This window comes from Streptomyces sp. NPDC005648 (assembly GCF_040605395.1).
In the GTDB taxonomy this organism is placed as follows: Bacteria; Actinomycetota; Actinomycetes; order Streptomycetales; family Streptomycetaceae; genus Streptomyces.
Map to the genome: position 1 here is coordinate 15,151 of NZ_JBEXCS010000037.1, position 23,403 is coordinate 38,553.

At 70.3% G+C, this 23,403-nt stretch carries 20 protein-coding genes and 1 pseudogene; 15 read left to right on the top strand and 6 right to left on the bottom strand.

Annotated elements, in window-relative coordinates; genetic code table 11:
* The first annotated feature begins 75 nt into the window (after positions 1-75).
* The 7 genes from ABZT17_RS21820 to ABZT17_RS21850 all read left to right on the top strand — a co-directional run bounded on the left by ABZT17_RS21820 (position 76) and on the right by ABZT17_RS21850 (position 9,873).
* Positions 76-2,172, top strand: coding sequence for a GDSL-type esterase/lipase family protein (locus ABZT17_RS21820; protein WP_356351136.1), 2,097 nt, complete (start codon positions 76-78; stop codon positions 2,170-2,172).
* A 10-nt stretch (positions 2,173-2,182) separates the two neighbouring features.
* Positions 2,183-3,613 (top strand): alpha-L-fucosidase, encoded by a 1,431-nt coding sequence (locus tag ABZT17_RS21825; RefSeq protein WP_356351138.1) that lies wholly within the window; start codon positions 2,183-2,185, stop codon positions 3,611-3,613.
* Positions 3,614-3,618: 5 nt separating this feature from the next.
* Positions 3,619-4,548 carry a hypothetical protein gene (locus tag ABZT17_RS21830; protein WP_356351140.1) on the top strand — a complete coding sequence of 310 codons (930 nt, stop codon included), beginning with the start codon at positions 3,619-3,621 and terminating at the stop codon, positions 4,546-4,548.
* Positions 4,545-5,441, top strand: coding sequence for a beta-glucosidase (locus ABZT17_RS21835; protein ID WP_356351142.1), 897 nt, complete (start codon positions 4,545-4,547; stop codon positions 5,439-5,441). The genes ABZT17_RS21830 and ABZT17_RS21835 overlap by 4 nt, the downstream gene beginning before the upstream one ends.
* 20 nt (positions 5,442-5,461) lie before the next feature.
* A complete protein-coding gene (locus ABZT17_RS21840; RefSeq protein ID WP_356351144.1) occupies positions 5,462-8,560 on the top strand; it encodes an alpha-N-acetylglucosaminidase in 3,099 nt (1,032 codons plus the stop codon).
* 190 nt (positions 8,561-8,750) lie between these two features.
* Complete coding sequence (locus ABZT17_RS21845) at positions 8,751-9,470, top strand: beta-glucanase (protein ID WP_356351145.1); 720 nt, start codon at positions 8,751-8,753, stop codon at positions 9,468-9,470.
* Between the two features lie 103 nt (positions 9,471-9,573).
* A complete protein-coding gene (locus ABZT17_RS21850) occupies positions 9,574-9,873 on the top strand; it encodes a hypothetical protein (RefSeq protein ID WP_356351146.1) in 300 nt (99 codons plus the stop codon).
* Positions 9,874-9,944: 71 nt separating this feature from the next.
* On the opposite strand, the pseudogene ABZT17_RS21855 reads toward ABZT17_RS21850, so the two are convergent.
* Positions 9,945-10,599 (bottom strand): annotated as a pseudogene (locus ABZT17_RS21855) (SDR family NAD(P)-dependent oxidoreductase).
* 170 nt (positions 10,600-10,769) lie between these two features.
* On the opposite strand from ABZT17_RS21855, the gene ABZT17_RS21860 reads away from it, so the two are divergent.
* On the top strand, positions 10,770-11,420 hold the full coding sequence (locus ABZT17_RS21860; protein ID WP_356351147.1) for a hypothetical protein: 651 nt from the start codon (positions 10,770-10,772) through the stop codon (positions 11,418-11,420).
* Between the two features lie 244 nt (positions 11,421-11,664).
* On the opposite strand, the gene ABZT17_RS21865 is transcribed toward ABZT17_RS21860, so the two are convergent.
* Together ABZT17_RS21865 and ABZT17_RS21870 are read right to left on the bottom strand one after the other, a co-directional pair.
* Entirely contained in the window at positions 11,665-12,087 is a 423-nt protein-coding gene (locus ABZT17_RS21865) for a heme-binding protein (RefSeq protein ID WP_356351148.1), read from the bottom strand.
* A 135-nt stretch (positions 12,088-12,222) separates the two neighbouring features.
* The gene (locus ABZT17_RS21870) at positions 12,223-12,864 is read right to left on the bottom strand and encodes a TetR/AcrR family transcriptional regulator (protein WP_356351149.1); all 642 of its coding nucleotides are present in this window, start codon (positions 12,862-12,864) and stop codon (positions 12,223-12,225) included.
* 210 nt (positions 12,865-13,074) lie between these two features.
* On the opposite strand from ABZT17_RS21870, the gene ABZT17_RS21875 reads away from it, so the two are divergent.
* From ABZT17_RS21875 to ABZT17_RS21905, 7 genes are all read left to right on the top strand, one after another.
* Complete coding sequence (locus ABZT17_RS21875; protein WP_356351150.1) at positions 13,075-14,397, top strand: Rieske 2Fe-2S domain-containing protein; 1,323 nt, start codon at positions 13,075-13,077, stop codon at positions 14,395-14,397.
* A 9-nt stretch (positions 14,398-14,406) separates the two neighbouring features.
* The gene (locus ABZT17_RS21880) at positions 14,407-15,372 is read left to right on the top strand and encodes a PDR/VanB family oxidoreductase (protein WP_356351152.1); all 966 of its coding nucleotides are present in this window, start codon (positions 14,407-14,409) and stop codon (positions 15,370-15,372) included.
* Positions 15,369-15,773 (top strand): nuclear transport factor 2 family protein, encoded by a 405-nt coding sequence (locus ABZT17_RS21885; RefSeq protein WP_356351153.1) that lies wholly within the window; start codon positions 15,369-15,371, stop codon positions 15,771-15,773. Before ABZT17_RS21880 ends, ABZT17_RS21885 begins: the two co-directional genes overlap by 4 nt.
* Positions 15,774-15,916: 143 nt before the next feature.
* Positions 15,917-17,407 (top strand): aldehyde dehydrogenase, encoded by a 1,491-nt coding sequence (locus tag ABZT17_RS21890; RefSeq protein ID WP_356351154.1) that lies wholly within the window; start codon positions 15,917-15,919, stop codon positions 17,405-17,407.
* Between the two features lie 66 nt (positions 17,408-17,473).
* Entirely contained in the window at positions 17,474-18,070 is a 597-nt protein-coding gene (locus tag ABZT17_RS21895; RefSeq protein ID WP_356351156.1) for a nuclear transport factor 2 family protein, read from the top strand.
* Positions 18,070-19,137 carry a maleylacetate reductase gene (locus ABZT17_RS21900; protein ID WP_356351158.1) on the top strand — a complete coding sequence of 356 codons (1,068 nt, stop codon included), beginning with the start codon at positions 18,070-18,072 and terminating at the stop codon, positions 19,135-19,137. The genes ABZT17_RS21895 and ABZT17_RS21900 overlap by 1 nt, the downstream gene beginning before the upstream one ends.
* Positions 19,138-19,148: 11 nt before the next feature.
* Entirely contained in the window at positions 19,149-20,087 is a 939-nt protein-coding gene (locus ABZT17_RS21905; RefSeq protein WP_356351160.1) for a dioxygenase, read from the top strand.
* 61 nt (positions 20,088-20,148) lie between these two features.
* Here the strand turns inward: ABZT17_RS21905 and ABZT17_RS21910 are convergent, their stop codons facing one another.
* The 3 genes from ABZT17_RS21910 to ABZT17_RS21920 are packed head-to-tail and all read right to left on the bottom strand — an operon-like array spanning position 20,149 to position 23,203.
* Positions 20,149-20,697: a VOC family protein gene (locus ABZT17_RS21910; RefSeq protein ID WP_356351162.1), complete on the bottom strand. Its 549-nt coding sequence runs from the start codon at positions 20,695-20,697 to the stop codon at positions 20,149-20,151.
* Positions 20,698-20,711: 14 nt separating this feature from the next.
* Positions 20,712-21,509, bottom strand: a complete 798-nt coding sequence (locus ABZT17_RS21915; protein ID WP_356351163.1) for an SDR family oxidoreductase — start codon at positions 21,507-21,509, stop codon at positions 20,712-20,714.
* On the bottom strand, positions 21,506-23,203 hold the full coding sequence (locus tag ABZT17_RS21920; protein ID WP_356351164.1) for a thiamine pyrophosphate-binding protein: 1,698 nt from the start codon (positions 23,201-23,203) through the stop codon (positions 21,506-21,508). Before ABZT17_RS21920 ends, ABZT17_RS21915 begins: the two co-directional genes overlap by 4 nt.
* Between the last annotated feature and the right edge of the window lie 200 nt (positions 23,204-23,403).

The window sequence follows — 23,403 nt, forward strand, 5'->3', positions numbered from 1 at the left end:
AAGAACGCCGGACGAAGGGGAGGACCCGTGCTCGGACAGCTTGGACACCCGCTCGGTCACCGAAGACTCACGGCCATGGTCACGGCCGTGGGGGCCGTACTGGCGGCCCTGTCACCGGCGACTTCCGCTGAGGCCGGAACCCGGCCGCAGGCGTGGACGGGGACGTGGTCGACCGCGCAGCACGCCTCCTACGACCCGGGTACGTCCGAGGTGACCGTGCGGATCCCGGTGCACGTGAGCGCGGGCGGGACGAGCGTGCGGATCCGGTTGACCAACGAGTTCACCGACCAGCCGGTGACGATCGGACACGCGACCGTGGGGCGGCGCACGAGCGGCTCGTCCGTGTCCGGCCCGCGCGAGTTGACGTTCGGCGGGAAGGCAGCCGTGACGATCCCGGCCCACGGGCAGGCCGCGAGCGACGGCGTACGGATTCCCGTCGCGGCCCGCAGCGACCTGGTGGTCAGCCTGTACTTCCCCGGCAGGCTCACCCACGTCAGCCAGCACTGGATGGGGGTGCAGACCGTCTACTGGACGCCCGACGGCGGCGGCGACCACGCCGGGGACGCCGGTGGGGAGGCGTTCACCAAGACGGACTCCACCTTCCCCTTCCTCACGGGAGTCGATGTGCGGGGCGGTTCGGCGCGGGGCTCCGTGGTCGCGCTCGGTGACTCCATCACCGACGGGGCCGCGTCCACCTCGGACGCCAACCGGCGCTGGCCCGACTACCTCGCGGCGCGGCTGTCGGCCTGCACCTCCACTGCCGGAGTGCTGAACGAGGGCATCAGCGGGAACCGCATCACGGCCGGCACCGACGGCAACCCCTCGGCACTGGACCGACTGGAGCGCGATGTGCTGTCCCAGCCGGGCGCCCGCACGGTGCTCCTCTTCGAAGGCGTCAACGACTTGAGTTGGGGCGGCGCCACCGGCGACCAGGTGATCGACGGCATGAAGGAGATCGCCCGCCGGGCCCACGCGCGCGGGCTGCGGGTGATCGGCGCGACCGTCGTTCCGTACCGGGGCTGGGGCGACTACTGGACCGAGGCCAAGGAGGCCGACCGGCAGAAGGTCAACACGTTCGTCCGCGACGGCGGCGTCTTCGACGGCTACGCCGACTTCGACAAGGCGGTCCGCGATCCTGACGACCCCACCCGCTACGCCGCCGCCTTCGACTCGGGCGACCACCTGCACCCCAACGACAGCGGTATGAAGGCGTTCGCCGACGCCGTCGACCTCGCCGGTCTCCGGGTGGCCCGCGACTGCCCCTCGGCCCGCGTCCGGTTCAGCCCGTCCCGTCCGAGTCTGCCGGCCGGACGCGCCACGGAGATCACCGCGACCGTCACCAACTCCGGCCCCAGGGCGGTCACCCGGGTCACGACCGGGCTGCGTCTGCCGCACGGCTGGAGCGCCGAGGCGGAGAGGCCGACGGTCACCAACTCCCTTGCACCCGGCGGGAGTTCCACCATCACCTGGCGCGTGACGCCGTCCGCCGACGCGCCATGGGGGCCGTACGACATCGGCGTGGCCACCTCCTTCCGGCAGGACGGCCGGACGCGCCATGACACCGACACCGAGACAGCCGATGTCGCGCCTGTTCCGTCCGGGGTCCGGCCCCCGTACCGCACGTTCTCCACCGCCGACGACGCCCAGTACGCCCAGAGCGGCGAGCAGTTCGCGATCTGGGCGGGCGGTCAGGACCTGGCCGGCTGGAAGGACGAGAAGGCCGCCATCCATGTGCCGGACTCCGTACCCGCCTCCGGCAGTGTCACCGCCCGCCTCGTCGAGCAGACCGGCAGCGGACCCTCCGCCAAGGCCGGGATCGCCGTAGCCAACGACCTGACCGCCCCGGAGAAGGGCGGCTACGCGGTGCTGACCATGTCCAGGAGCTACGGCGTCGAGTTCATGACCGACAGCGACGGCGACGGGAAGCTCGACACCTGGGCGGGCGGCGGCTCCTCGTACCACCCGGCCTGGCTCAGGCTCGTCCGCGACGCCACCTCCTATACCGCGTACGCCAGTAGCGACGGCACCACCTGGCAGCTGATCGGGACCGCGACCGTGCCGTCCGCGGCCGACGGCGGCCTCGACGCCGGGATGGTCGCGAGCGCCGTCAACCTCGACCACCCCGGCCAGACCACCACAGCCGTCTTCGACTCCTTCTCGACCACCCCCTGAGAGGCCCCCTGTGAACGTCAGCCGTAGACGCTTCCTGACCACGGCCACCGCTCTCGGCTCAGCGGTGCTCCTCGCCCCGCCCGGCGCCGCCCACGCGATCGGCGCCGGCATCCCCGACTACCGGCCCACGAAGGCATCCCTCGACACCCATCCCGTACCGCGCTGGTACAAGGACGCCAAGTTCGGCATCTTCGTCCACTGGGGTGTCTACTCGGTCCCCGCCGGCTCCGCCCGGCAGATGGCCGCCGAGTGGTACCTCTGGTACCAGAGCTTCGACACCGACCCCACCTGGAAGTACCACCGCGACACCTACGGCCAGGACTTCCTCTACGACGACTTCATCCCGCAGTTCAGGGCCGAGAACTACGACCCGGACGCCTGGGTACGGCTGTTCGAGCAGGCGGGTGCCGAGTACTTCGCGCTGACCAGCAAGCACCACGACGGATTCGCCCTGTGGCCCAGCAAAGTGACGGACCGTCACGCGGGCAAGTACGGGCCGAAACGGGACCTGGTCGGCGAGCTGATGGCGGCCGCCCGCAGACGCGGCACGGTACGGCCCGGCCTGTACTACTCGCTCGGCGAGTTCTTCAACCCGGCGCTGGGACGGCCGATGAAGAACTTCTACACCGGCGCAGAGGTCCCGATGACCGGCTACCGCCCCGTCGAGGACTACGTCGGCGACTACGAACTCAAGCAGCTGTACGAGATCATCGACCGCTACGACCCGGAACTGCTGTGGGCGGACGGCCAGTGGTTCCGGCCGGCCGGCAACCCGCCGTGGCGCAGCGAGGAGCCCCTCGCCCACTATTACAACCAGGCCAAGAACCGCAGCCGCCCCAAGGGTGTCGTGGTCAACGACCGCTTCGACACGCATTTCGACTACGCCACCTACGAGCAGCGCACCAACCCCACGATGGACGCCCAGAAGTGGGAGTGCTGCATCACGATGGGCTACTCCTGGGGCTACAACAAGTTCGAGATCGAGGAGGACTACAAGACCTCCGAGTTCCTCGTCCATCTGCTCGCCGATGTCACCAGCAAGAACGGCAACCTGCTGCTGAACATCGGGCCGAAGCCGGACGGCACCATCCCGGACGTCATGCAGCGGCGGCTGCGGGACATCGGCGCCTGGCTGAAGGTCAACGGGCCCGCGGTGTACGGCTCGACGCCCTGGCTGCGGGCCGAGGAGGAGGGCAGCCCGCTCGGCATCCGGTACACCGTCAGCCCGGGCAAGTTCAACATCATCGTCCTCGGCACGCCCAGCGGCACCCTCTCCGTACCCGCGGACATCCCCCACTCCGCGACGTCGCGGATCCGGCTGCTCGGCCACAACCGCCCGCTGAAATGGACCCGTTCGGACGGCAAGCTCCACATCAGCGTCCCGGAGACCCTGCCCAGCGAGATCGCCAACACCTTCACCGTCGACTGGGAGCGGCGGTGACCGGCGTGAGCACACGGACGGACACGCTCGGTCCCACCCTCAGCGTCACCACGGAACCGGCCGAACCGGCCGTCGGCGACGCCGTCACCGCCACCGCGGTCCTCGTCAACGACGGCCCGTTCCCGCTGCGCGGCGCCGTGCTGTACCTGGTGGACCCGGGCGCGACTTCCGCAGCCCGCACCATCCCGCTCGGCGACCTGCGCCGCGGCGAGAAGATCACCCGAAGTTGGCGCACGTCGATGCCGTCCGACGCCGCCGGGGACATCGCGTTCACCGCGCACCTCGTCTTCGACGTGGACGGACGCAGCTCCGACTGCGCACGGGCCGCGAAGACCGTCAGCGTGCCCTACGAGCCGAACGGCGTGCGGGATCCGTACCGGACGTTCGCCACGACGGACGACGCCCGGTTCGGCCAGTACGGCAGCCAGCTGGTGATCTGGACCGGCGGCGCCGACCTGTCCGGCGGCCGTGACGAGAAGGGCGGCATCCGCCTTCCCGGCGCCGTCGCCGCATCCAGCGTGGTGCAGGTCAAGACGGTCGGTCTCACCGGGAGCGACAACCCGAGCGCCAAGTACGGGATCGCCGTGGCGAACGACCTGACCGCGCCGGAGAAGGGCGGTTACGCGGTGCTGACCATGTCGCAGTCCTACGGTGTGGAGTTCATGACCGACAGCGACGGTGACGGGCACCTCGACACCTGGGCGGGCGGCGGTGCCTCCACCCATCCCGCCTGGCTGCGCCTGATCCGCTCCGGCACCACCTACACCGCGTACTCCACCACCAACGGCCTCGCCTGGAACGAGATCGCGAGCGCGACCGTGCCCTCCGCGACCGGCGCCCTGGACGCCGGCGTGGTGGCCAGTGCGGTGAACCTCAACCATCCCGGCACGACGGTCCGGGCCGTGTTCGACCACTTCACCGTGGAGGAGTCGTGACCGCCTACCGCCCCGAGGAGGACTTCCTCCCGCCGCCCGTCTCGCTCACCGTCACCCCGGCCGCCCCGGAGCCGGGCAAGGCCGTGACTCTGACCGCCACCCTCACCAACACCACCAGGATCGCGCTGCGCGGCACCGTTCTCTATCTCGCCGTGAACGGCACCGGACAACCGGACGGGCTGGGCGGCCTCGCGCCCGGCCGGTCGGTGACCCGCACCTGGCGGACCCGTCTCGCCGACGACGCCGAGGGCCGGATCGTGTTCACCGCGCACGCCCTGTTCGACGTGCACCGCCACGGCTCCGACTGCACGCGCACGACCTCCTCCGTGATGTTGCCGTACCGCTCGCTGTCCGGAGCCTTCGACAACGCGGGGATCGCCTCCGACGACGCCCTCACCGTCGCCGACATCGACGGTTCGCACTCCAGCCTGTCCGCCGAGGCGCTGGCGTCGGTCGGGCTGACTCCGGGCGCCGAGGTCACGTACGACCGTGTGACCTTCACCTGGCCGGACACCGCGCCCGGCAACCTCGACAACGTCGTCAGTGCCGGCCAGACCGTGCTGCTGTCCGGCTCCGGCACCCGCCTGTCCTTGCTCGGCACCAGCACCTGGGGCACGGGCAGGGGCGACGGCAAGGTCATCTACGCGGACGGCACCGAACAGCCCTTCTCCGTCGCCGTCCAGGACTGGTACGGGGCGAACTCCTCCGCCGCCGTGGTGGTCCCCTACCGCCACATCGCCACCGGGCGGGACGACACCCCCGTCAGCCTGTTCACCTTCGGCGTCGACCTGGCGGCCGGCAAGGAGCTGCGTTCCCTGGTCCTGCCCAAGGTCAGTGACGGCCTCCAGTCGGGCGTCCCCGCCCTGCACATCTTCGCCATGACGGTCAACTGAGCTCTGCCGGAGGGATGTTCATGCACACCAACCGAGGCGACCTCGGCAGCACGGGTGTCACGCGGAGAGGAGTCCTCACGGGCGCGGTCGTCCTGGGCGGCGCGGCTCTGCTGGCCCGCCCGCAGGGCGCGTACGCCGCCGGCGGCGCCGTGTTCGACACCGCTCCGGCCGTGGCCGCGCTGAAGCGGCTGCTGCCCGACCATCACCGGCAGATCACCCTGCGGGCCGTCGCCGACGGCACCGACCGCTTCCGGGTCACCGGCCGGGCCGGGCACATCACGGTGGAGGGCACCAGTACCGGGGTGCTGCTCGCCGGCCTGCACACCTACCTGCGGCGGACCGCGCATGCCTCCGTCTCCTGGACCGGCGAGCAGCTGAACCTGCCGCGCACCCTGCCCGCGCCCGCCGAGGAGATCACGGGAACGGCCAACGTGCCGCACCGCTTCGCCTTCAACGACACCAACGAGGGCTACACCGGCGCCTACCGCACCTGGGACGCCTGGCAGCACGAACTGGACGTGCTGGCCCTGCACGGCGTCAACCGGGTCCTCGTCTACATCGGCGGCGACGCGGTGTACTACGACACCTTCCGCCGCTTCGGCTACTCCGACGCGGCGCTGCGCGCCTGGATCCCGGCCCCCGCCCACCAGCCCTGGTGGCTGCTGCAGAACATGTCGGGCTTCGGCGGACCGGTCTCCCGGCAGCTCATCGAGCGGCGGGCCGCACTCGCCGAGAAGATCGTCGACCGGATCCGCGACCTGGGCATGACACCGGTCCTTCCCGGCTACTACGGCACCGTCCCGGACGACTTCCCCGCCAAGCACGGCGGGGACGCGGCGGTGGTGGCGCAGGGCACCTGGGGCGCCTTCAAGCGCCCCGACTGGCTCGACCCGCGCGCCACGGCCTTCCGCGAGGTGGCCGCCGCCTTCTACCGGGCCCAGACGGAGCGGTTCGGGGACAGCACGATGTACAAGATGGACCTGCTGCACGAAGGCGGAAACCCCGGTGACGTACCGGTGGGCGAGGCCGCGAAGGCCGTCGAGGCGGCGCTGCAGAGGGCGCACCCAGGGGCCGTCTGGGCCATCCTCGGCTGGCAGACCAACCCGTCCAGGGCGCTGCTCGACGGCGTCGACAGGAGCCGGATGCTGATCGTGGACGGTCTGTCGGACCGCTACACCACGGTCACCGACCGGGAGAGCGACTGGGGCGGCACCCCGTACGCCTTCGGCAGCATCTGGAACTTCGGCGGCCACACCCCCATCGGGGCCAACGCCCCGGACTGGGTGGAGCAGTACCCCAAGTGGCGTGACAGGAAAGGCAGTTCACTCGCCGGGATCGCGGCGATGCCGGAGGCCGCCGACAACAACGCGCCCGCTCTGGCGCTGTTGACGGACCTCGCCTGGACGCCCGGAACCATCGACCTGGACGACTGGTTCGCCGCATACGCCCTCTCCCGTTACGGCGGCCCTGACCGGCACGCGGCCGCGGCCTGGCGGACGATCCGCGACACCGCGTACGGCATGTCCCGCGCGGACTCCTGGAGCGAGGCACCTGACGGCCTGTTCGGCGCCCGTCCGAGCCTGACGGCGAACAAGGCCGCCGCCTGGGGCCCGGAGAAGGACCGCTACGACACCACCGCCTTCGACACCGCTCTCACCGAACTCCTGGCCGTACGAACCGAGTTGAGAGACAGCTCGGCCTACCGCTACGACGTCGTCGACGTGGCCCGGCAGGTCCTGTCCAACCGCAGCCGGGTGCTGCTGCCGCAGATCAAGGCCGCGCACACGGCGGGAGAAGAGGCTCTCTTCGGCAAGTTGACCAGGACGTGGCTGGACTGGATGGACCTCCTCGACGATCTGCTGGCCACCTCCGGCCGGCACCTGCTGGGGCGGTGGCTCGCCGACGCCCGTTCCTGGGGCGCCGACCGGACCGAGAAGGACCGCCTGGAGTACGACGTCCGCTCCCTCCTCACCACCTGGGGCGGACGCGCGAGCAGTGAAGAGGGCCTGCACGACTACGCGAACCGGGAGTGGGCCGGGCTGGTCGGCGGCCTGTACCGCACCCGCTGGAAGAAGTACTTCGACGCGCTCGCCACGGGCGAGGACCCGGCGACGATCGACTGGTTCGCCCTGGAGGACCGCTGGGCGCACGCGCACGAGACCCATCCGACCGAACCCCATGGCTCCCCGTACGCCCTGGCCCGCCGTGTGCGCGACCTGCTCGCCGCCACTCCCCATCAGGCGGCCCTCACCGCGGCGGCCGACCGGGCGGCGGTGGCCGAGGGCACACCCGCGACGGTGACGGTCACCTTCACCAACAGGAACGGGTTCACGGCGGCACGCGATGTGACCCTCTCCGTCACCCTCCCCCAGGGCATGACGGCGAAGCCGCTCGATCCGGTGCGCACGGCCTCGGTGACATCCGGCGCCACCTTCGCCGCCCGCTTCGAGGTGTCTCTGGCGGGCGAGCCGACGGAACTGGTGGGCCAGGTCGTCGCGGCGGCGGTGTACGCGGGCGGTGGGAGGGCTGTCGCGCCGGTACGGCTGCTCGCCGCGACCGGAGTCTCGGACGCGTACCGCACGGTCTCCTACAACGACGCGGTGTTCGGCCAGTCCGGCGAGGAAATCGCCATCGAGGGCGCCGGGGCGGATCTGTGGGGCGCCACCAACGAGTTCGGGGCGGTGTACCGGGCGGGCGCCTGCCTCGACAAGACCGTAGCCGAGGTCACGGTCACCGCTCAGGACACGACCGGGGGCTGGGCACGGGCGGGGCTCGTGGTCCGCGACGACCTGGCTGTCCAGGGCAGCGCGGGCTATGTGAACCTGGCCATCACGCCGTCCAACGGGTGCGCGCTGAGCTGGGACGCGGACGGAGACGGCCGTTTCGACTCGATCGAACTGTCGGCCTCCTTCACCACGCCGGTGCGGCTGCGGCTGACCAGGTCCGGTGCCTCGTACCTGGGGGAGGCCAGCACGGACGGCATCACCTGGACGACGGTGGGCACCGCCACGCCTTCGGGTGCGGCGACCGCACAGGACATCGGGGTCTTCATGACCGCGGCCAACGGCTGGACGGGCACACGAGGCATGGCCACGTTCGACGGCTTCAAGGTGACCTGAGCCCTACGACCAGGCATCCAAGGGGTTCCTGCATTCGCCGCTCATCCACGCGTTCGACTCCACCCCGCACACCTTTCACCCAGGAGGACGAAGACGAAGCCCGGTCCAGTGACAACGGAATGGCCGGCGGCCCGCACGGGCAGCACTCGGAGGACCCCACACCGCGTTTCGACCACCACGGAGCACCCTCGTGAGCGATGTCGTCTTCACAGCCGACTTCACCTCGGAACGCCAGTGGGTCGCTGGGCGTTCCTGGGCCTATCCCGACGGCGGCCCGATTAACCCGGGCGACAACAAGCTGGACCACCTCACCTCGGACCCGGCCTACTCCCGTACGGGAACCTTCCGTGCCACCCGCCGGACGGACGGCTGGTGGGACACCGGTCTGCTCACCACCGAAGGAAGCGAGGAGGGCTTCACCGTCCGCACCGGTGACCAGCTCCGGAGCAGGGTCTGCCTGCCCGCCGGGGCGGGTGCGTGGCCGGCGATCTGGACCTGGCGGGACGGAGGCAACGAGGTCGACGTCTTCGAATACCACCCCGACAACCCGGACCTCCTGGAACTCTCCAACCACGTCCGGCAGGGGCAGAAGTATCTCCGCAGTCCGGCCGTGCGGCCTGGCGCGACCGTCGAACTGCAGGTCACGTTCGGCCGCCACGATGTGGTGTGGGAGCTCGACGGGACGCGGGTCTTCGCCGACGGACGGGGTGTGGGCGCCCGCTGGCACGCGTATCTGATCGTCAACCTCTCCGTCTGCGCGGGCCGCTACCACCCGCCTCCCGACCCCACGGCCACCGAGCTCTCCTTCCGAGTCGAGACCCTCACCGTGCACCGCCCCTCGATGCCCTCGGTGCCGCATCCGGCAGTCCCGGAGGTCCGCAGCGAGTGGGTGGCAGGCGCCGAATCCTGATCGGCGATCAGTGCCGGCCACGTAGCAGGATGCGCGCGCCGCACAACAGGATGCGCGTGCCGACCGCACGTGTCCCGGCCCTCGGCATGGGCACCCGGTGGCCATGGAGATGCCGACCTCGCCCTTGATCGACCGTTCACTGCCCGCTCTCGCCAAGGGCTACACGTGGCTGCCGGGCCTGCTGCGCGACCGACCCGACGGGGTGACCCGCACCCGGGTCATGGGCAAGCCCGCGCTCGTCGTACGCGGACCTGAAGCGGTGCGGTTCCTCTACGACGAGGACCATGTGCGCCGCGGCGGCGCCCTGCCGGAGCCGGTGCTGAGAACCGGCGCGGGTGCGCGCGGTGGCTTCGCCGTACGGGACGTGCGCGTGCCGAGCGTGCGTACGCTCACGGCCGTGTGACACCCCGCGACATGGGCCGTGGCGACCGGGGTGTCCGCACTCCGGTCGCGCGCGTCGACGACGCTCTCACGTCATTCCGTCGGCTGCTCGGGGTCCTTGCCGGCTCCTGGTTCCGCCATCCGCCGGTGCGCCGCGGCCTTGACCCCGTCGGGCAGCACCTTTCCGGCCAGCTCCTGAGCCTTCGTCTTCAGCGAGCCGGCCACGGTCTTCTTCTCGCCCTTCACGATCGCCTCGTACACCTGCTCGGCCACCGTGGCGGGATCGTCCTTCTTCATCGTGCCGATCCGGGTGTCGTCCGCCATGCCGGCCCGGCGGAAGAAGTCCGTGTCGGTGCGCCCCGCGCTTCACCATGGCCCGCAGCAGTGGCTTGGCCAGCCGCACGGCGGCAGTGACGTTGAGGTCGATGACCTCCTGGTCGTCGGTGAGGTCGGTGTCCACGAACGCGCCGCCCCGGCCGACTCCGGCGTTGAGGACGACGACGTCGACGGTCAGTCCGTCGAGTGCGTCCAGCAGCCGGTACCGGCCCTCGGCGGCCCGTAGATCGGCGCGCACCGCGCGGACCTCGGCGCCGGTCTCCCGCAGGGACAGCGCGGCGGACTCCAGCCGGTCGTCCTCGGCGTTCACCACGAGGTCGTAGCCGTGCAGCGCGAACTGACATGCCAGCTCGTCGCAAGCACCGGCCCCCTCGTTCGGGTACAGGTTTCCTGTTCGCTGGCTTTCAGACATGTGATGGAGAACAATGCTCATGCCTTCCGTACCATCACTACGACACAGCTGTGCGGCAGCAACCATGGCAACTCACGGGTCACCAGGCTGCGCAGCGTCCGTGCGGGACACCGCACACGCAGCAGTCTGCCGACCGGCGGCCGACGCAACCGGAAGAGGGAGTCAGGACCATGTCCGAAACCAAAGCTGTCACCACCGAGTTGACGGCACAGTACGGAGCGCAGGTGGCCAACGACCTGGAGCGCAACCTCAAGGAGCAAGACCGTATCCGCGAGGAGATCGAGGGACTTGAGGCGCAGTTGGCCGCCCTCCAGCACGACCACACCATCCTGGTGAACGTCCAGGAAGCCCTCGGCCTACCCAGCACGCCCGCGCAACCAGCACCCGAAGAAGCAGTCGCAGCGGTGCCCGCGCCCCGCGAGAAGGCGCCCGCGCCCGCGGCACGCCCGGGCAGGCAGAGGAGGGCCGCCAAGGCAGCCGAGAAGACAGCACCGTCCGCCAAGAAGCAGAGCCGTAAGCAGAGCACCGCCGCCTCATCGGCTGGAGCACGGGCTGTGCCCAAACTCGTCGACCTCGTCCGCGAGAACCTGACTGGCCAGAGCGAGCCGCGCTCCGCCGCCGAGATCTCCACCGAACTCGAACAGCTGCACCCCGACAGGGAGATCAAGACCAAGATCGTGCGCCTCACCCTCGAAGGACTCGTGGCCAAGAACCAGGCGCAGCGCACCAAGCAGGGCCGCTCGGTCTTCTACACCACCCCGGACGCCTCCGAGGCCACCCAGCCCGACTCCAAGGACGAAGCCGAGACCGAGTCCGCCTGACGACTCCGCCTCCTGTTCACATCACAGACTGGACGGAGGGCGTCACCCCCCGTGGGCGCGAGCCGGACTCCGCACCGCATCCTCCGTGGTGCTGCATGGGACGGTGTTCACACCATCAGGCGGGCACCCGACGACGGCGTCCGGCATGGCTCCCATGCCGGACACCTGCCTCGTGTCCGCTGACACCGAGGCCGAACCCTGGGGTTGCCTGCCCTCCGCCGGCGGCATGCCCGCCCCGATCCGCCTACGCGACGATCTTCGCTACGGAGTCACAGGCCAGGTTCGCGATGCGGTCGTCGGTGGTGTCGTCCGCTCCGCCCACCCCGATGGCACCGATGACCTCCCCGTCGGCCGTCACGATGGGCACTCCGCCGGCGACCGGCAGAAGGTTGGCATCGACGAGGTGGGGAGGTGCCACCTGCATCCGCGGGGACGCGGCGAAGGCCGCGAACTTGGCGGTCGGGACGCCGCTCACGGCTGATGTGTACGCCTTGCGTCGCGCGGTCTCCACACCGAGCAGGCCCACACCGTCGTCGCTGAGCAGGACCTTGGTGACGCCGCTTCGGTTGACCACGACAGCGCACACCTTGTGCCCCTCGGCCCTTCCTGCTTCCAGAGCGGCGAGTGCGGCGCCGTGGGCGATCTCGTAGCTGAGCGGCTCTCGCATGGAGCGGTTCCTTCCCTGGCCGGCCGCAGGGTCTCGCGGCCGTCGTCCGTGGCGGAAGGCCAGTATGTCGCCGCCGAGCCATGAATGTGAAGAGGTGCTCGCATTCACATATGCTCACCAGTCAGCGACTGCGCGTCACCGCCCCGGCGCGCCGAGCAGGGACAGGCAGGCGACGTTCACCAGTTCGTCGGTGAGCTGACGCCACGTCAGCGGCCGGTCGGACTCGAAGAGATCGCCGTAGAGCACGCGGTTCTGGCAGGCCCCGTAGATCAGGCGGTAGACGACGTCCAGGCGTCGCTCCGGATCCGGCGCGGCGATCATCGGAATGATCGGCTCCAGGAACCGGCGGAAGACCCGGTCGGCGTGGATGGCAGCCTCCGAACCGACCCGGGCCACCACGGGATCGGTCGCCCCCGCGGCCAGGAAGACGCGCATCAGCCGCTCGTGCGTCTGATAGGTCTCGGCGAGTCCGGTGACCGCCGAGGCGACCAGCGCGGCCGGGTCCGTGCTCAGCGGGGCGAAACGGCGGACGATGTCGGCGTTGAACTGCTCGATCATGTCGTGCTGCAGGGCCGCGATCAGACGGTCCTTGTCACCGAACCGCCGGTAGACGCTGCCGACCGAGACGCCCGCCCGGGAGGCTACGGCCGCGACGGTGAGCGCCTCGGTGCCGCCCTCTTCGAGCAGGGCCGTGCCCGCTTCCAGGATCCGCTGCTGGGTCAGCCGACTGCGGGCCTGCTGCGCCGGCGGCAGATCGAGTGACGGTTCGGTACTCACCGTCCCAGCCTATACACCGACGGCATCCGCTCCGAGGGCCCGCCCGCTCGGCCGCCCGGTGAACCCGGCCCTTGACGACCGCGGAACGTAATGCGAATGTGAATACACAATCCTATTCAAGGACCACGCACGACGGCGCCCTCGCAGACGGCCCTCCCCCACCCCTGCACGCGCCCCGGCTGTGCGCCAGAGCCGCACGGGAGACAGCACATGACCACCACCGCTTCAGAGTTCGACACCGGTACGGGTTACGGCCGCCCGAAGCCCTCGTACAACGCCCGGCTGCGCGAGGTCGGGCCCGGTACGCCCATGGGCGAGGCCCTGCGCCGCTACTGGCACCCGATCGCCAGCTCCGAGACTCTCGTCGCCGGCGCCCTGCCGCAGAAGACCCGAGTCCTGGGCGAGGACCTCGTCGTCTTCCGGGACGGCCAGGGCAACCCCGGCGTCGTGATCGAGCGCTGCACCCACCGCGGCGCCAGCCTCTTCTACGGCCGCGTCGAGGACGACGGCATCCGCTGCTGCTACCACGGCTGGAAGTTCGACGTACAGGGCCGCTGCGTCGAGCAGGCCTGCGAGCCGGCCCTGGGACGCCGACGCGACGCCGCCCGCCAGCCCTGGTACCCCGTCGAAGAACGCTACGGTCTGGTCTTCGTCTACATGGGCCCGCCCGAGCTGAAGCCCGAACTCCCCCGCTACGACGCGCTGGAGAACCCCGCCGAGGACGAGAGGTACTTCGCGAGCTGGCCGGTGCCGCACGCGGCGGTCCTCGGCATGCCGACCGACTTCAGCTGGCTCAACATCTACGAGAACTCGGCCGACCCGACCCACGTCACCTGGCTGCACTCCACACACAGCGGATACCAGATGCTGGGCACCGGCACCTTCGGCTTCCCCGAGAACTTCTACGACCCGGCGACCATCGCCGAGCGTGTGACGTACGAGCGCACCGACCACGGCGTCAAGTACACCCAGCGCTTCGAGGCCGAGGGCGAGGGCGGCGAGGTCACCGAGTACAGCTTCGAGGTCGAGCAGCACCTTCCGAACGTCTTCGGCCTGCCGGACTTCGTGAAGGTGACCCCCGACGCACGGCACGACCAGTTGCTGTGGGTCGTCCCCTCGGACGACACCAGCCACCGGCTCTTCTTCTCCATCCGCGGCAACGACCCCGAACGCATGGTCCGCTTCGTCATCGGCATCACACAGAACGGCAAGCAGAACCACGAACTGACCGACGAGGAGCGCCAGAAGTTCCCCGGAGACGCCGAGGCCCAGGGCTCGCAGGGCGCGATCACCCTGGACTCCGAGGAGACCCTCGCCACCGGAGACCGCGGCGTCGTCATGCTGCGCCGGATGCTTCTGACGATGGCTGACGATGTCGAAGCCGGCCGCGACCCGATCAACATCGTCCGCGACCCGTCGCAGATCCTCCATGTCGACTCCGGCATCTTCACCCTCGGCAAACGCCGGGCGGACGACAGCGACGCCAAGGCCGACGACACCGACACCAACGCCGGTGTCACGGCTGGAATCTGAGCGAGCCCCATGAGCGACGAATGGCTCGACACCATGGTGATCACCAGGCGCGACGCGACCGCGCGGATCGTGGTGCTCGACCTGATCAGCCCCGACGGTGCCGACCTCCCGGAGTTCGCCGCCGGCGCCCATGTCGACGTACTCCTGGAAGGTGAGGGCGCCGCGGGACTGGTCCGCCAGTACTCGCTGTGCGGGCCGCCCCAGGACCGCACCCGGTACCAGCTGGCCGTGCTGGCCGAGACGGCCTCGCGCGGCGGTTCACTCGCGATGCACCGGCTCCGCGCGGGAGACACACTGCGCATCTCGCGTCCGCGCAACAGGTTCGGCGTCTCGGACCGGGCCCGCCGCCATCTGCTGGTGGCGGGCGGCATCGGCATCACCCCCCTGCTGGCCATGGCCCACGCGCTCCAGGCCACGGGCGCGGCATACGAGTTGCACTACTGCGCGCGCAGCCGTCCGGACGCCGCCTTCCTCGACGAGCTGGAACGCGATCCGCGCGTACGGCTGCACTTCGACGACGGCCCGGACGACCAGCGCTTCAGCGTCGACGCCCTCGGTCCGGCCGCCCCCGACACGGCGCTCTACGTGTGCGGGCCCGGAGGCTTCATGGACTTCGTGATCTCCTCCGCGCGGGCGTCGGGCTGGCCCGCCGACGCGATCCACAAGGAGCGCTTCGCCCCCGTGCAGGACGCCGACGCTCACACGGAGGGCGGCGCGTTCACGGTGCGGCTCGCCAAGACCGGTGGCGAGTACGAGATCAAGGACGGCGAGAGCGTCCTCGACGTCCTGCTCGCCAAGGGCATCGACGCTCCCCACTCCTGCCGGCAGGGGATCTGCGGCGAGTGCATCGTGCGCGTACTCGCGGGAGAACCCGACCACCGCGACGACATCCTGACCGACCGGGAACGCGCCGACGGCCTGTTCACCACGTGCTCGTCCCGAGCACACTCACCGATTCTGGAGCTGGACCTGTGACGACGGCATCCACCTCGACCAGCAAGGCGGTTCAGGCGATCGAGGAGGCGGAGTCCGCCTGGCTCGTGGCACTCACCGAGGGCGAAGAGGCCATGACCGCCCTCATGCTCGACGACAGCCGGGCGGTCCACGGCCCGGTCGGGAAGATCGACGACGGCCGGACCTTCGCCCACTTCACCTGGACCCGCCGCCGCCATGTCTTCGCGAAGGCCGAGGAGCTCACCGTCACCGTGCGCGGCAACACGGCCATCACGACGTGCCTCCAGGAGATGCACATCGTCTTCGACGAGAACCTCCCGCCGTTTCCGGTGCAGGAGGCCGTGACGCGCGTATGGGAGGAGACCTCCGAAGGCTGGCGCCTGGCACACATGCACCAGGCCAAGCGCATGCCGCCGGTCTGACGCCCCGAACGGCGGGCAGCCGTGTCCGAACGCCGCTGTTCGATGAACGGACAACAGGCTTCAGGACCGGCCGCCTGCCCAGGAGAGTTCGACATGCAGGGTTCGTGCGGCAGTGAGCCGCTGTCGTGGAGATGAGGCAACACATGTCAGCCACTCAGACCGAGGCACCCACGTCCGGCGCGGTCCGGACCAGCGACCTCCTCATCGCGGGCGAGCGCGTCGCGGCCAGGGACGGCCGCTACTACGAGACGACCGAGGCCCTGACCGGTGAACCGATCGCCCGGGTCGCCGCGGCCTCCGTCGAGGACGTCGACCTCGCGGTGGACGCGGCGGCGGGCGCCCTCGCGGAGTGGTCGGGCCTTCCGCCCGCCGCCCGACGGTCCGTCCTGGAGCGTGCGGCCGCCCTGCTCGGCGAACGCACCGACGAGATCGTGGCCACGATGAGCCGCGAGATGGGCGCCACCCTGCCCTGGTGCGGCTTCAACGTCCATGTCGCCAAGGGCATGCTCGTCGAGGCCGCCGCGCAGGCCTACGCCGCCGTCGGCGAAGTGATCCCCTCGGACGTGCCCGGCCTCACCGCCCTCGGCGTACGTCAGCCGGTCGGTGTCGTCGTCGGCATCGCACCATGGAACGCTCCGCTGATCCTGGGCGTGCGTGCCATCGTGTGGCCGCTGGTGTGGGGCAACACCGTGGTGCTGAAGTCCTCCGAGCAGACACCGCTCACCCAGGCCGCCATCGTCCAGGTGCTGCACGACGCCGGCATACCCGCCGGGGCGGTCAACCTCATCAGCAACGCGCCCGACGACGGACCGGCCGTCGTCGAGGCGCTCATCGCCCACCCCGCCGTCACGCGCGTGAACTTCACCGGGTCCAGCAAGGTCGGCCGGATCATCGGCGAACTCGGCGGCCGCCACCTGACCCGCGTGGTCCTCGAACTCGGCGGCAAGGCACCCTTCCTGGTGCTTCCCGACGCGGATCTGGAGGAGGCCGCCGCGGCGGCGAGCTTCGGCGCCTTCATGAACCAGGGCGAGATCTGCATGTCCACCGAGCGCGTCATCGTGGACCGGAGCGTCGCCGACGAACTGTCCGTCCGGCTGGCCGAGCGGGCCGCCAAGCTGGTCGTCGGGCCCCCGAGCGACCCCGGCTCCCAGATCGGCCCCCTGGTCCACGCCGCCGCCCGGGACCATGTCGTCGCGCTGATCGAGGACGCCCGTGACAAGGGTGCTCGGGTCCTGACCGGGGGCACGGCCGACGGCCTGTTCGTGAAGCCCACGGTCCTGCGCGGTGTCACACCGGACATGCGTGTCTACCGCGAGGAGTCCTTCGGCCCGGTCGTCTCGATCATCGAGGTGGATTCGACCGACGAGGCCGTCGCGGTCGCCAACGACACCGAGTACGGCCTCTCCGCCGCCGTCTTCGGCAAGGACGCGGCCGCCGCGCTCGACGTGGCCCGCCGGATCAAGTCCGGTATCTGTCACATCAACGGTGCCACCGTCCACGACGAACCCCAGATGCCCTTCGGCGGGGTCGGCGCCAGCGGCTGGGGCCGCTTCGGCTCCCGCGCCGCCCTGGAGGAGTTCACGGAACTGCGCTGGATCACCATCCAGTCGGGCTCCCGCCACTACCCCATCTGATGGCCCGACGAGGTGTACTGGGGAGACCCCGTATTGCGGATCTCCGGCCCTTCCAAGGAGTCAACAATGTCGCAGAGTGACAAGGATCGCCACGAGATCCGGCAGCTCGTCGAGAACTGGGCGCTGTGGCGCGACGCCGGGGACTGGGACCGCTTCGCCACGGTCTGGCACCCGAACGACGGCTGGATGAACGCCACCTGGTTCCAGGGCAGCGCCACCGACTTCATCAAAGCCAGTCGTGACGGCTTCGAGAACGGGGTGAGCATCCTCCACTTCCTGGGGGGTCACACCGCGGACATCGCCGGCGACCGCGCCGTCGCCCAGACCAAGATGACCATCAACCAGCGCGCGAACATCGACGGCGTGGAGGTCGACGTCGTCTGCACGGGCCGCTTCTACGACTTCCTCTCCCGCCACGCGGGACGCTGGACCCTGGTACGCAGGCAGCCGATCTACGAGAAGGACCGGCTCGACGTCGTCGACCCCGCTGCCTCACTCACCCTTGACGCCGACCTGCTGAACCGGTTCCCGACGGGTTACCGGCACCTGGCCTATCTGCAGACGAAGGCGGGTTTCACGGTGAAACAAGGACTCCCCGGCCTCACCGGCGCAGCGGTCGAGCAGCTCTACTCGGAAGGCAGACAGTGGCTCACGGAAGCCTGATGCGGTTCACCCACGAAACCCTCCCTCAGCGCGTCGTGTTCGCGGCGGGAGGATCGCCCGCCGCCGTGGCGGCGGAGGTCGGGGCACTCGGGGGCACCAAGGTCATGCTGATCGCCTCCGACCGCGAGAAGGAGCCGGCCGACCCGATCGCCAAGGAGACTCCGGTCGTGCTGCGTCATGAGGAAGTCGTGATGCACGTACCGGTCGAGGTCGCGGAGCGAGCCCGACGGGCCGCGGCCGACGCGGGCGCGGACATCCTGGTCAGCGTCGGAGGCGGCTCTACCACCGGCCTGGCCAAGGCCGTGGCGATGACCACCGGTCTGCCCATCGTCGCCGTGCCCACCACCTACGCGGGCTCCGAGGCCACCAACGTCTGGGGCCTGACCGAGGGCGAGACCAAGACCACCGGCGTGGACGCCAGGGTGCTGCCCTCCTCCGTCGTCTACGACGCCGCTCTGCTGACCACGCTCCCCGGTGAGATGACCGTGGCCAGCGGTCTGAACGCGATGGCCCACTGCGTCGACTCGATGTGGGGACCACGCGCCGACCCGATCGACCGGGCCTTGGCACAGGAGGGCATCCGTGCCCTGGCGGCCGGCCTGCCCGCGGTGGCCGAGGACTCGGCCGACGTCCCGGGCATCGAGCAGACCCTGTACGGCGCCTACCTCGCCGCCGTCGCCTTCGCCTCGGCCGGCTCCGGCATGCACCACAAGATCTGCCATGTCCTCGGCGGCATGTTCAACCTCCCCCACGCCCAGACCCACGCGGTCGTCCTGCCCTACGTGCTGGCCTTCAACGCCCCGCACGCCCCGGAGGCGGAGGCTCGGATCGCGCAGGCCCTCGACCCGGGCGGCACCCACAGCACGGCGAGCGCCGGACTCGCCGCCCTGCGTGAGGTGCTGGGCGCGCCCCGGGCCCTGCGCGACTACGGCATGCCCGAGGACGGTATCGCCAAGGCGCTCGGGCCGATCATGAAGGCGATCCCGGCCAACAATCCCACCCACGTCACCTACGCGAACCTGACTCTGCTGCTGCAGGCGGCATGGGCCGGCGAACCGATCAGCTGAAAGAGGCCGCCATGGCTACCCACGTCAACCCCGACTCGGCCCGCACCGACGCCTCCGGCGCGATCCACCGCGAGGTGTCGCCGGAGCAACAGGCCGTCGAGCAAGGGCTGGTGGACCATGTCGTCGCCTCCTTCGCCGCCTGCGCAGACCCCCGGCTGCACGAGCTCATGGTCTCCCTCGTGAGGCACCTGCACTCCTTCGTCCGTGAGGTCCGGTTGACCGAGGAGGAGTGGGGGACGGCGATCAACTTCTTCACCGAGGCCGGTCACATCACCGACGACGTCCGGCAGGAGTTCATCCTGCTGTCCGACACCCTCGGCGTGAGCATGCAGACGATCAACGTCAACAACCAGGCGTACCAGGGCGCCACGGAGGCGACCGTCTTCGGCCCGTTCTTCGTCGAGGACGCCCCACGGATCGAACTCGGCGAGGACATGGCCTTCGGCGCCCCCGGCGAGCCCTGCTGGGTCGAGGGCACCGTCACCGACACCGACGGCACCCCACTCCCCGGCGCGCGGATCGAGGTCTGGGAGGCCGACGAGGACGGGCTCTACGACGTGCAGTACGACGCCGCGAAGCGCGCCGGCCGCGCCCATCTGTTCTCGGCTGCGGACGGCGGCTACCGGTTCTGGGGGCTGACCCCGACGCCGTACCCGATTCCCGATGACGGTCCGGTCGGCAAGATGCTCGGCGCGGTCGGCCGCTCGCCGCTGCGCGCCGCCCACCTGCACTTCATGGTCTCCCACGAGGAGGCGCGCACGCTGGTGACGCACATCTTCCCCGAGGGCGATCCCATCGGCCGCGAGGACACCGTCTTCGGCGTCAAGGACTCGCTGATCAAGCGGTTCGAGCGGCAGCCCGCGGGCACGCCGACTCCCGACGGCCGGGTCGTCGACGGTACCTGGAGCCGGGTGCGCTTCGACGTCGTCCTCGCTCCCACGGGTGTGTGACGCCGACGTGCGACGAGGGGCGGTCCTTCCGGACCGCCCCTCAACTGTGCTGGCCGCTAGGTCAGTTGGGCAGCAACTCCGCGAAGTCGCGTACCGGTCGCGATCCGTCCCAGCCGACCGATGCCCGCCAGACAGCGGAGAACATGTGCCGCGTGAGCTCGCTGTCCTGGACCAGCTCGATCATCCCCGGGGCGCCTTCGCCGCCGTCCAGGAAGAAGACCTCGCCCCCCGGCGCCACGTCACGGAAACACACCACCGCACCTCTCGACGCGCGGTGTTCGACCTCGGCCACGACGTTCGGGACGACCTTGGCGACGTGGTGGAAGCCGTAACCCCGGCGTTCGCGGGCCTCCTTGTAGATGGAGGGCTGGTCGTCGAGGGTCTGGACGAGCTCGATCATCATGTGCCCCGAGAAGGCGAGCGCGAGGGTGAACTCCGCCTTCCCGGGCTCGCCTCGGTAGGTGGAGCCCTCGCCGCCCATCCGCTGGTTCACGAACCAGGGTCCGACGCCGAGTTGGCCGGTCCACCAGCGCATCCCGGCACCGAGATCAGGGACCGCGTACGCGAACTGGACTACGGCGTCGGTCGGTTGACCGAAGGGAAACTCCACGGTGGTCGTCCTCTCTACGCCACTGGGCGGATGAAGCTGGTGAGGCCGCCGTCCACCAGGAGGGCCGTACCGGTGATGTAGCCGGCCTCCGAGGAGGCCAGGAAGAGTACGGCGTCGGCGAGTTCCTCCGGCTCCCCTTCCCGGAGCATGGGCGTGCTGAGCCTGATCCGCTCCCGGAAGGCGTCCGCTCCCCCGGGCGCGAGGCCTGTCGTACGGGAGGCGATGTCGGTGTTCATACCGGCCGGAATGACGATGTTGACGCGGATACCGTCGGCGACGACCTCGGCGGCGAGAATGCGTGTCAGGTGCTCCAACGCGGCTTTGCTGGCTCCGTAGGCGGCGGTTCCCGCGCTGGCCCTCCGGCCGGCGGCCGACCCGCAGAAGACGACGGCCCCGCCGGGTGTGAGCAGGGGCCTGAGCCCCTGCACGAGGAAGTACGAGCCCTTGACGTTGGTGTCGAACACGCTGTCCCAGGTGGCTTCGTCCATGTCGCCGAGGCGCTTCATGCCGGCGCGACCGGCGTTGATGTACGCGGCGTCCACATGGTCGACCTGCTCGGCGACCTCACTCAGCGCGGCCTTGACGCCGGCCACCGAGGACAGGTCGGCCGACACGGTGATCGTGCCGTCGCCGATGAGAGCTCTCGCGACCTTCAACTGGTCGGAATCGCGCGCGATGATGACCACGCGCGCGCCCTCCCGCGCGAAGGCCTGTGCCGTCGCAAGGCCCAGTCCTCTGCTGCCGCCCGTGACGAGGCAGGTCTTGCCGAGGAAGCGCCGGCGTCGGTCCTCGACGGGCAGGTCGCGGCTCATGCGTCCACCTCAATGCCACCGAAGGGAGCACCGCCGTTGAGGACGCGCTCCTCGGGAGGAATGGGCGCGAGGCTCACTCGTACGTCGATGCAGGTCGGTCGGCGGGCGGCGAGGGCCGCCTCGATCGCGGGCCGCAGCCGGCCCGGCTCGGTGACGTCGACACCGTCCGCGCCGAGGGCTCGTGCCACACCGCTGTAGGAGCCGTTCTCCAGACGGTTGTTGGTGACACGGTCCTCGCCGAAGATGAACTGCTGGGTGTGCAGGGTGGCGCCCCAGGCCCGGTTGTTCAGCACGATCACGACGACCGGGAGTCCCGCCCGGACGAGGGAGTCGAACTCGGCGAGGCTGTAGCCGACGGCGCCGTCGCCGGTGACGAGGATCGTCGCCCGGTCGGGACGGGCGTACTGCGCTCCCAAGGCCACGCCGAAGTTGCTGCCCATGGCGCTGAGGTAGCCGTGGCCGAGGTAGTGGGACAGCGGTGCGAGCGCGATCGTCTCGGAGAGCCACAGCTCGGTCAGGGCGCCGTCGACGACGACGGTGGCCTGCTCGGGGACGCTCCCGGCGATCGTACGGACCGCGAGGTAGGGGTGGATCGCGGCGTCCTCGTGTTGCTCGGTCTCGGCGGCGAGCGCGGAGCGGCGGGTGGCGGAGATGTCCCGCAGGGCCGCGAGCCAGTCCTCGCGTCCCGAAGGCATGCCGCTGTCACCGAGCCGTTCGTTCAGCAGGGCGATCGTGCCGACCGGGTCGGCCTGGACGCCGAGTTCGACATCCTGCAGTCGGCCCAGCTCACGTCCGTCGGGGTCGATCTGGAAGATCCGCGCGCTCTTCGGGAGGAGCCGTCCGGTGCCGAACTGGGTGGCCATGCCGAACCGCAGCCCGAACATCAGGACCAGGTCGGGCCGCTCGTCCTCGGGGACGGTGGCCAGGGTCTGGAGGAGGCCGACGTGCTGTGCGGAGCCCACGATCGCTCCGAGGCCCTCCCAGTCGGAGAAGAGGGGCACTCCGGTGCGGGCGGCGAACTCGTGCAACTGCGCCCGTGCTTCGGCGGTGACGAAGGACTTGCCGACCAACGCGATCGGGCGCCGGGCGGTGCCGAGCGCCTCGACGATACGGTCGACGGCACCGGCCGGGGATGGACCGGTGCCGTCGACCTCGACGCGGTAGTCGTCGACAGCGTCGACGTCCACCGACTGGCGCAGGACGTCCCAGGGAATGTCCAGAAGCACCGGGCCCTTGGGCTCCGACCGCGCGATGCGGATCGCCTGGGCGACCAGCCGCGGGATCAGCTCGGTGCGGGTGACTCGGTGCGCGAACTTGGTCACCGGGGTCGCCATGGCGACCTGGTCGAACCCGGCCTGCTGGTCGTTGACCTGGTCCGTCTCCAGGGGGCCCGAGCCCGCGATGTACAGGACCGGGGTCCGGTCCAGGTAGGCGTTGGTGACCGAGGTCAGGACGTTGGTGAAGCCGCCCCCGGCCGTGACGACGGCGACGCCCAGCTCCCCCGTGACCCGTGCGTATCCCTCGGCCGCGTGACCGGCGTTCACCTCGTGACGTACGTCGACGACCCGCAGCTTGGCGTCCAGGGCGTCCTGGAGGATGCCGTCGATATGTGCTCCGGGCAGTCCGAAGGCCACGTCGACCCCGGCTCGCCGCAGCGTTCTGACGACGAGCCCACTACCGGTTGCGGTTGCCATGCGATGGTCCGCCTCTCAAGACGTACTCGGGGTTTCGACAAGGGGCGCTGAGGCCGGGCCGCGTCTCGGGCCGCCCGTGCCGCAGTCTGGGTGGGGTCGTGGGGGACGACAATGGCTGTGTTCGTTGGACGGCCAATGTCTTGATCGGCATCACACGGTCGTGACCCCGCCGACCGGGCTGTTCATGGAACCGCTTTCAG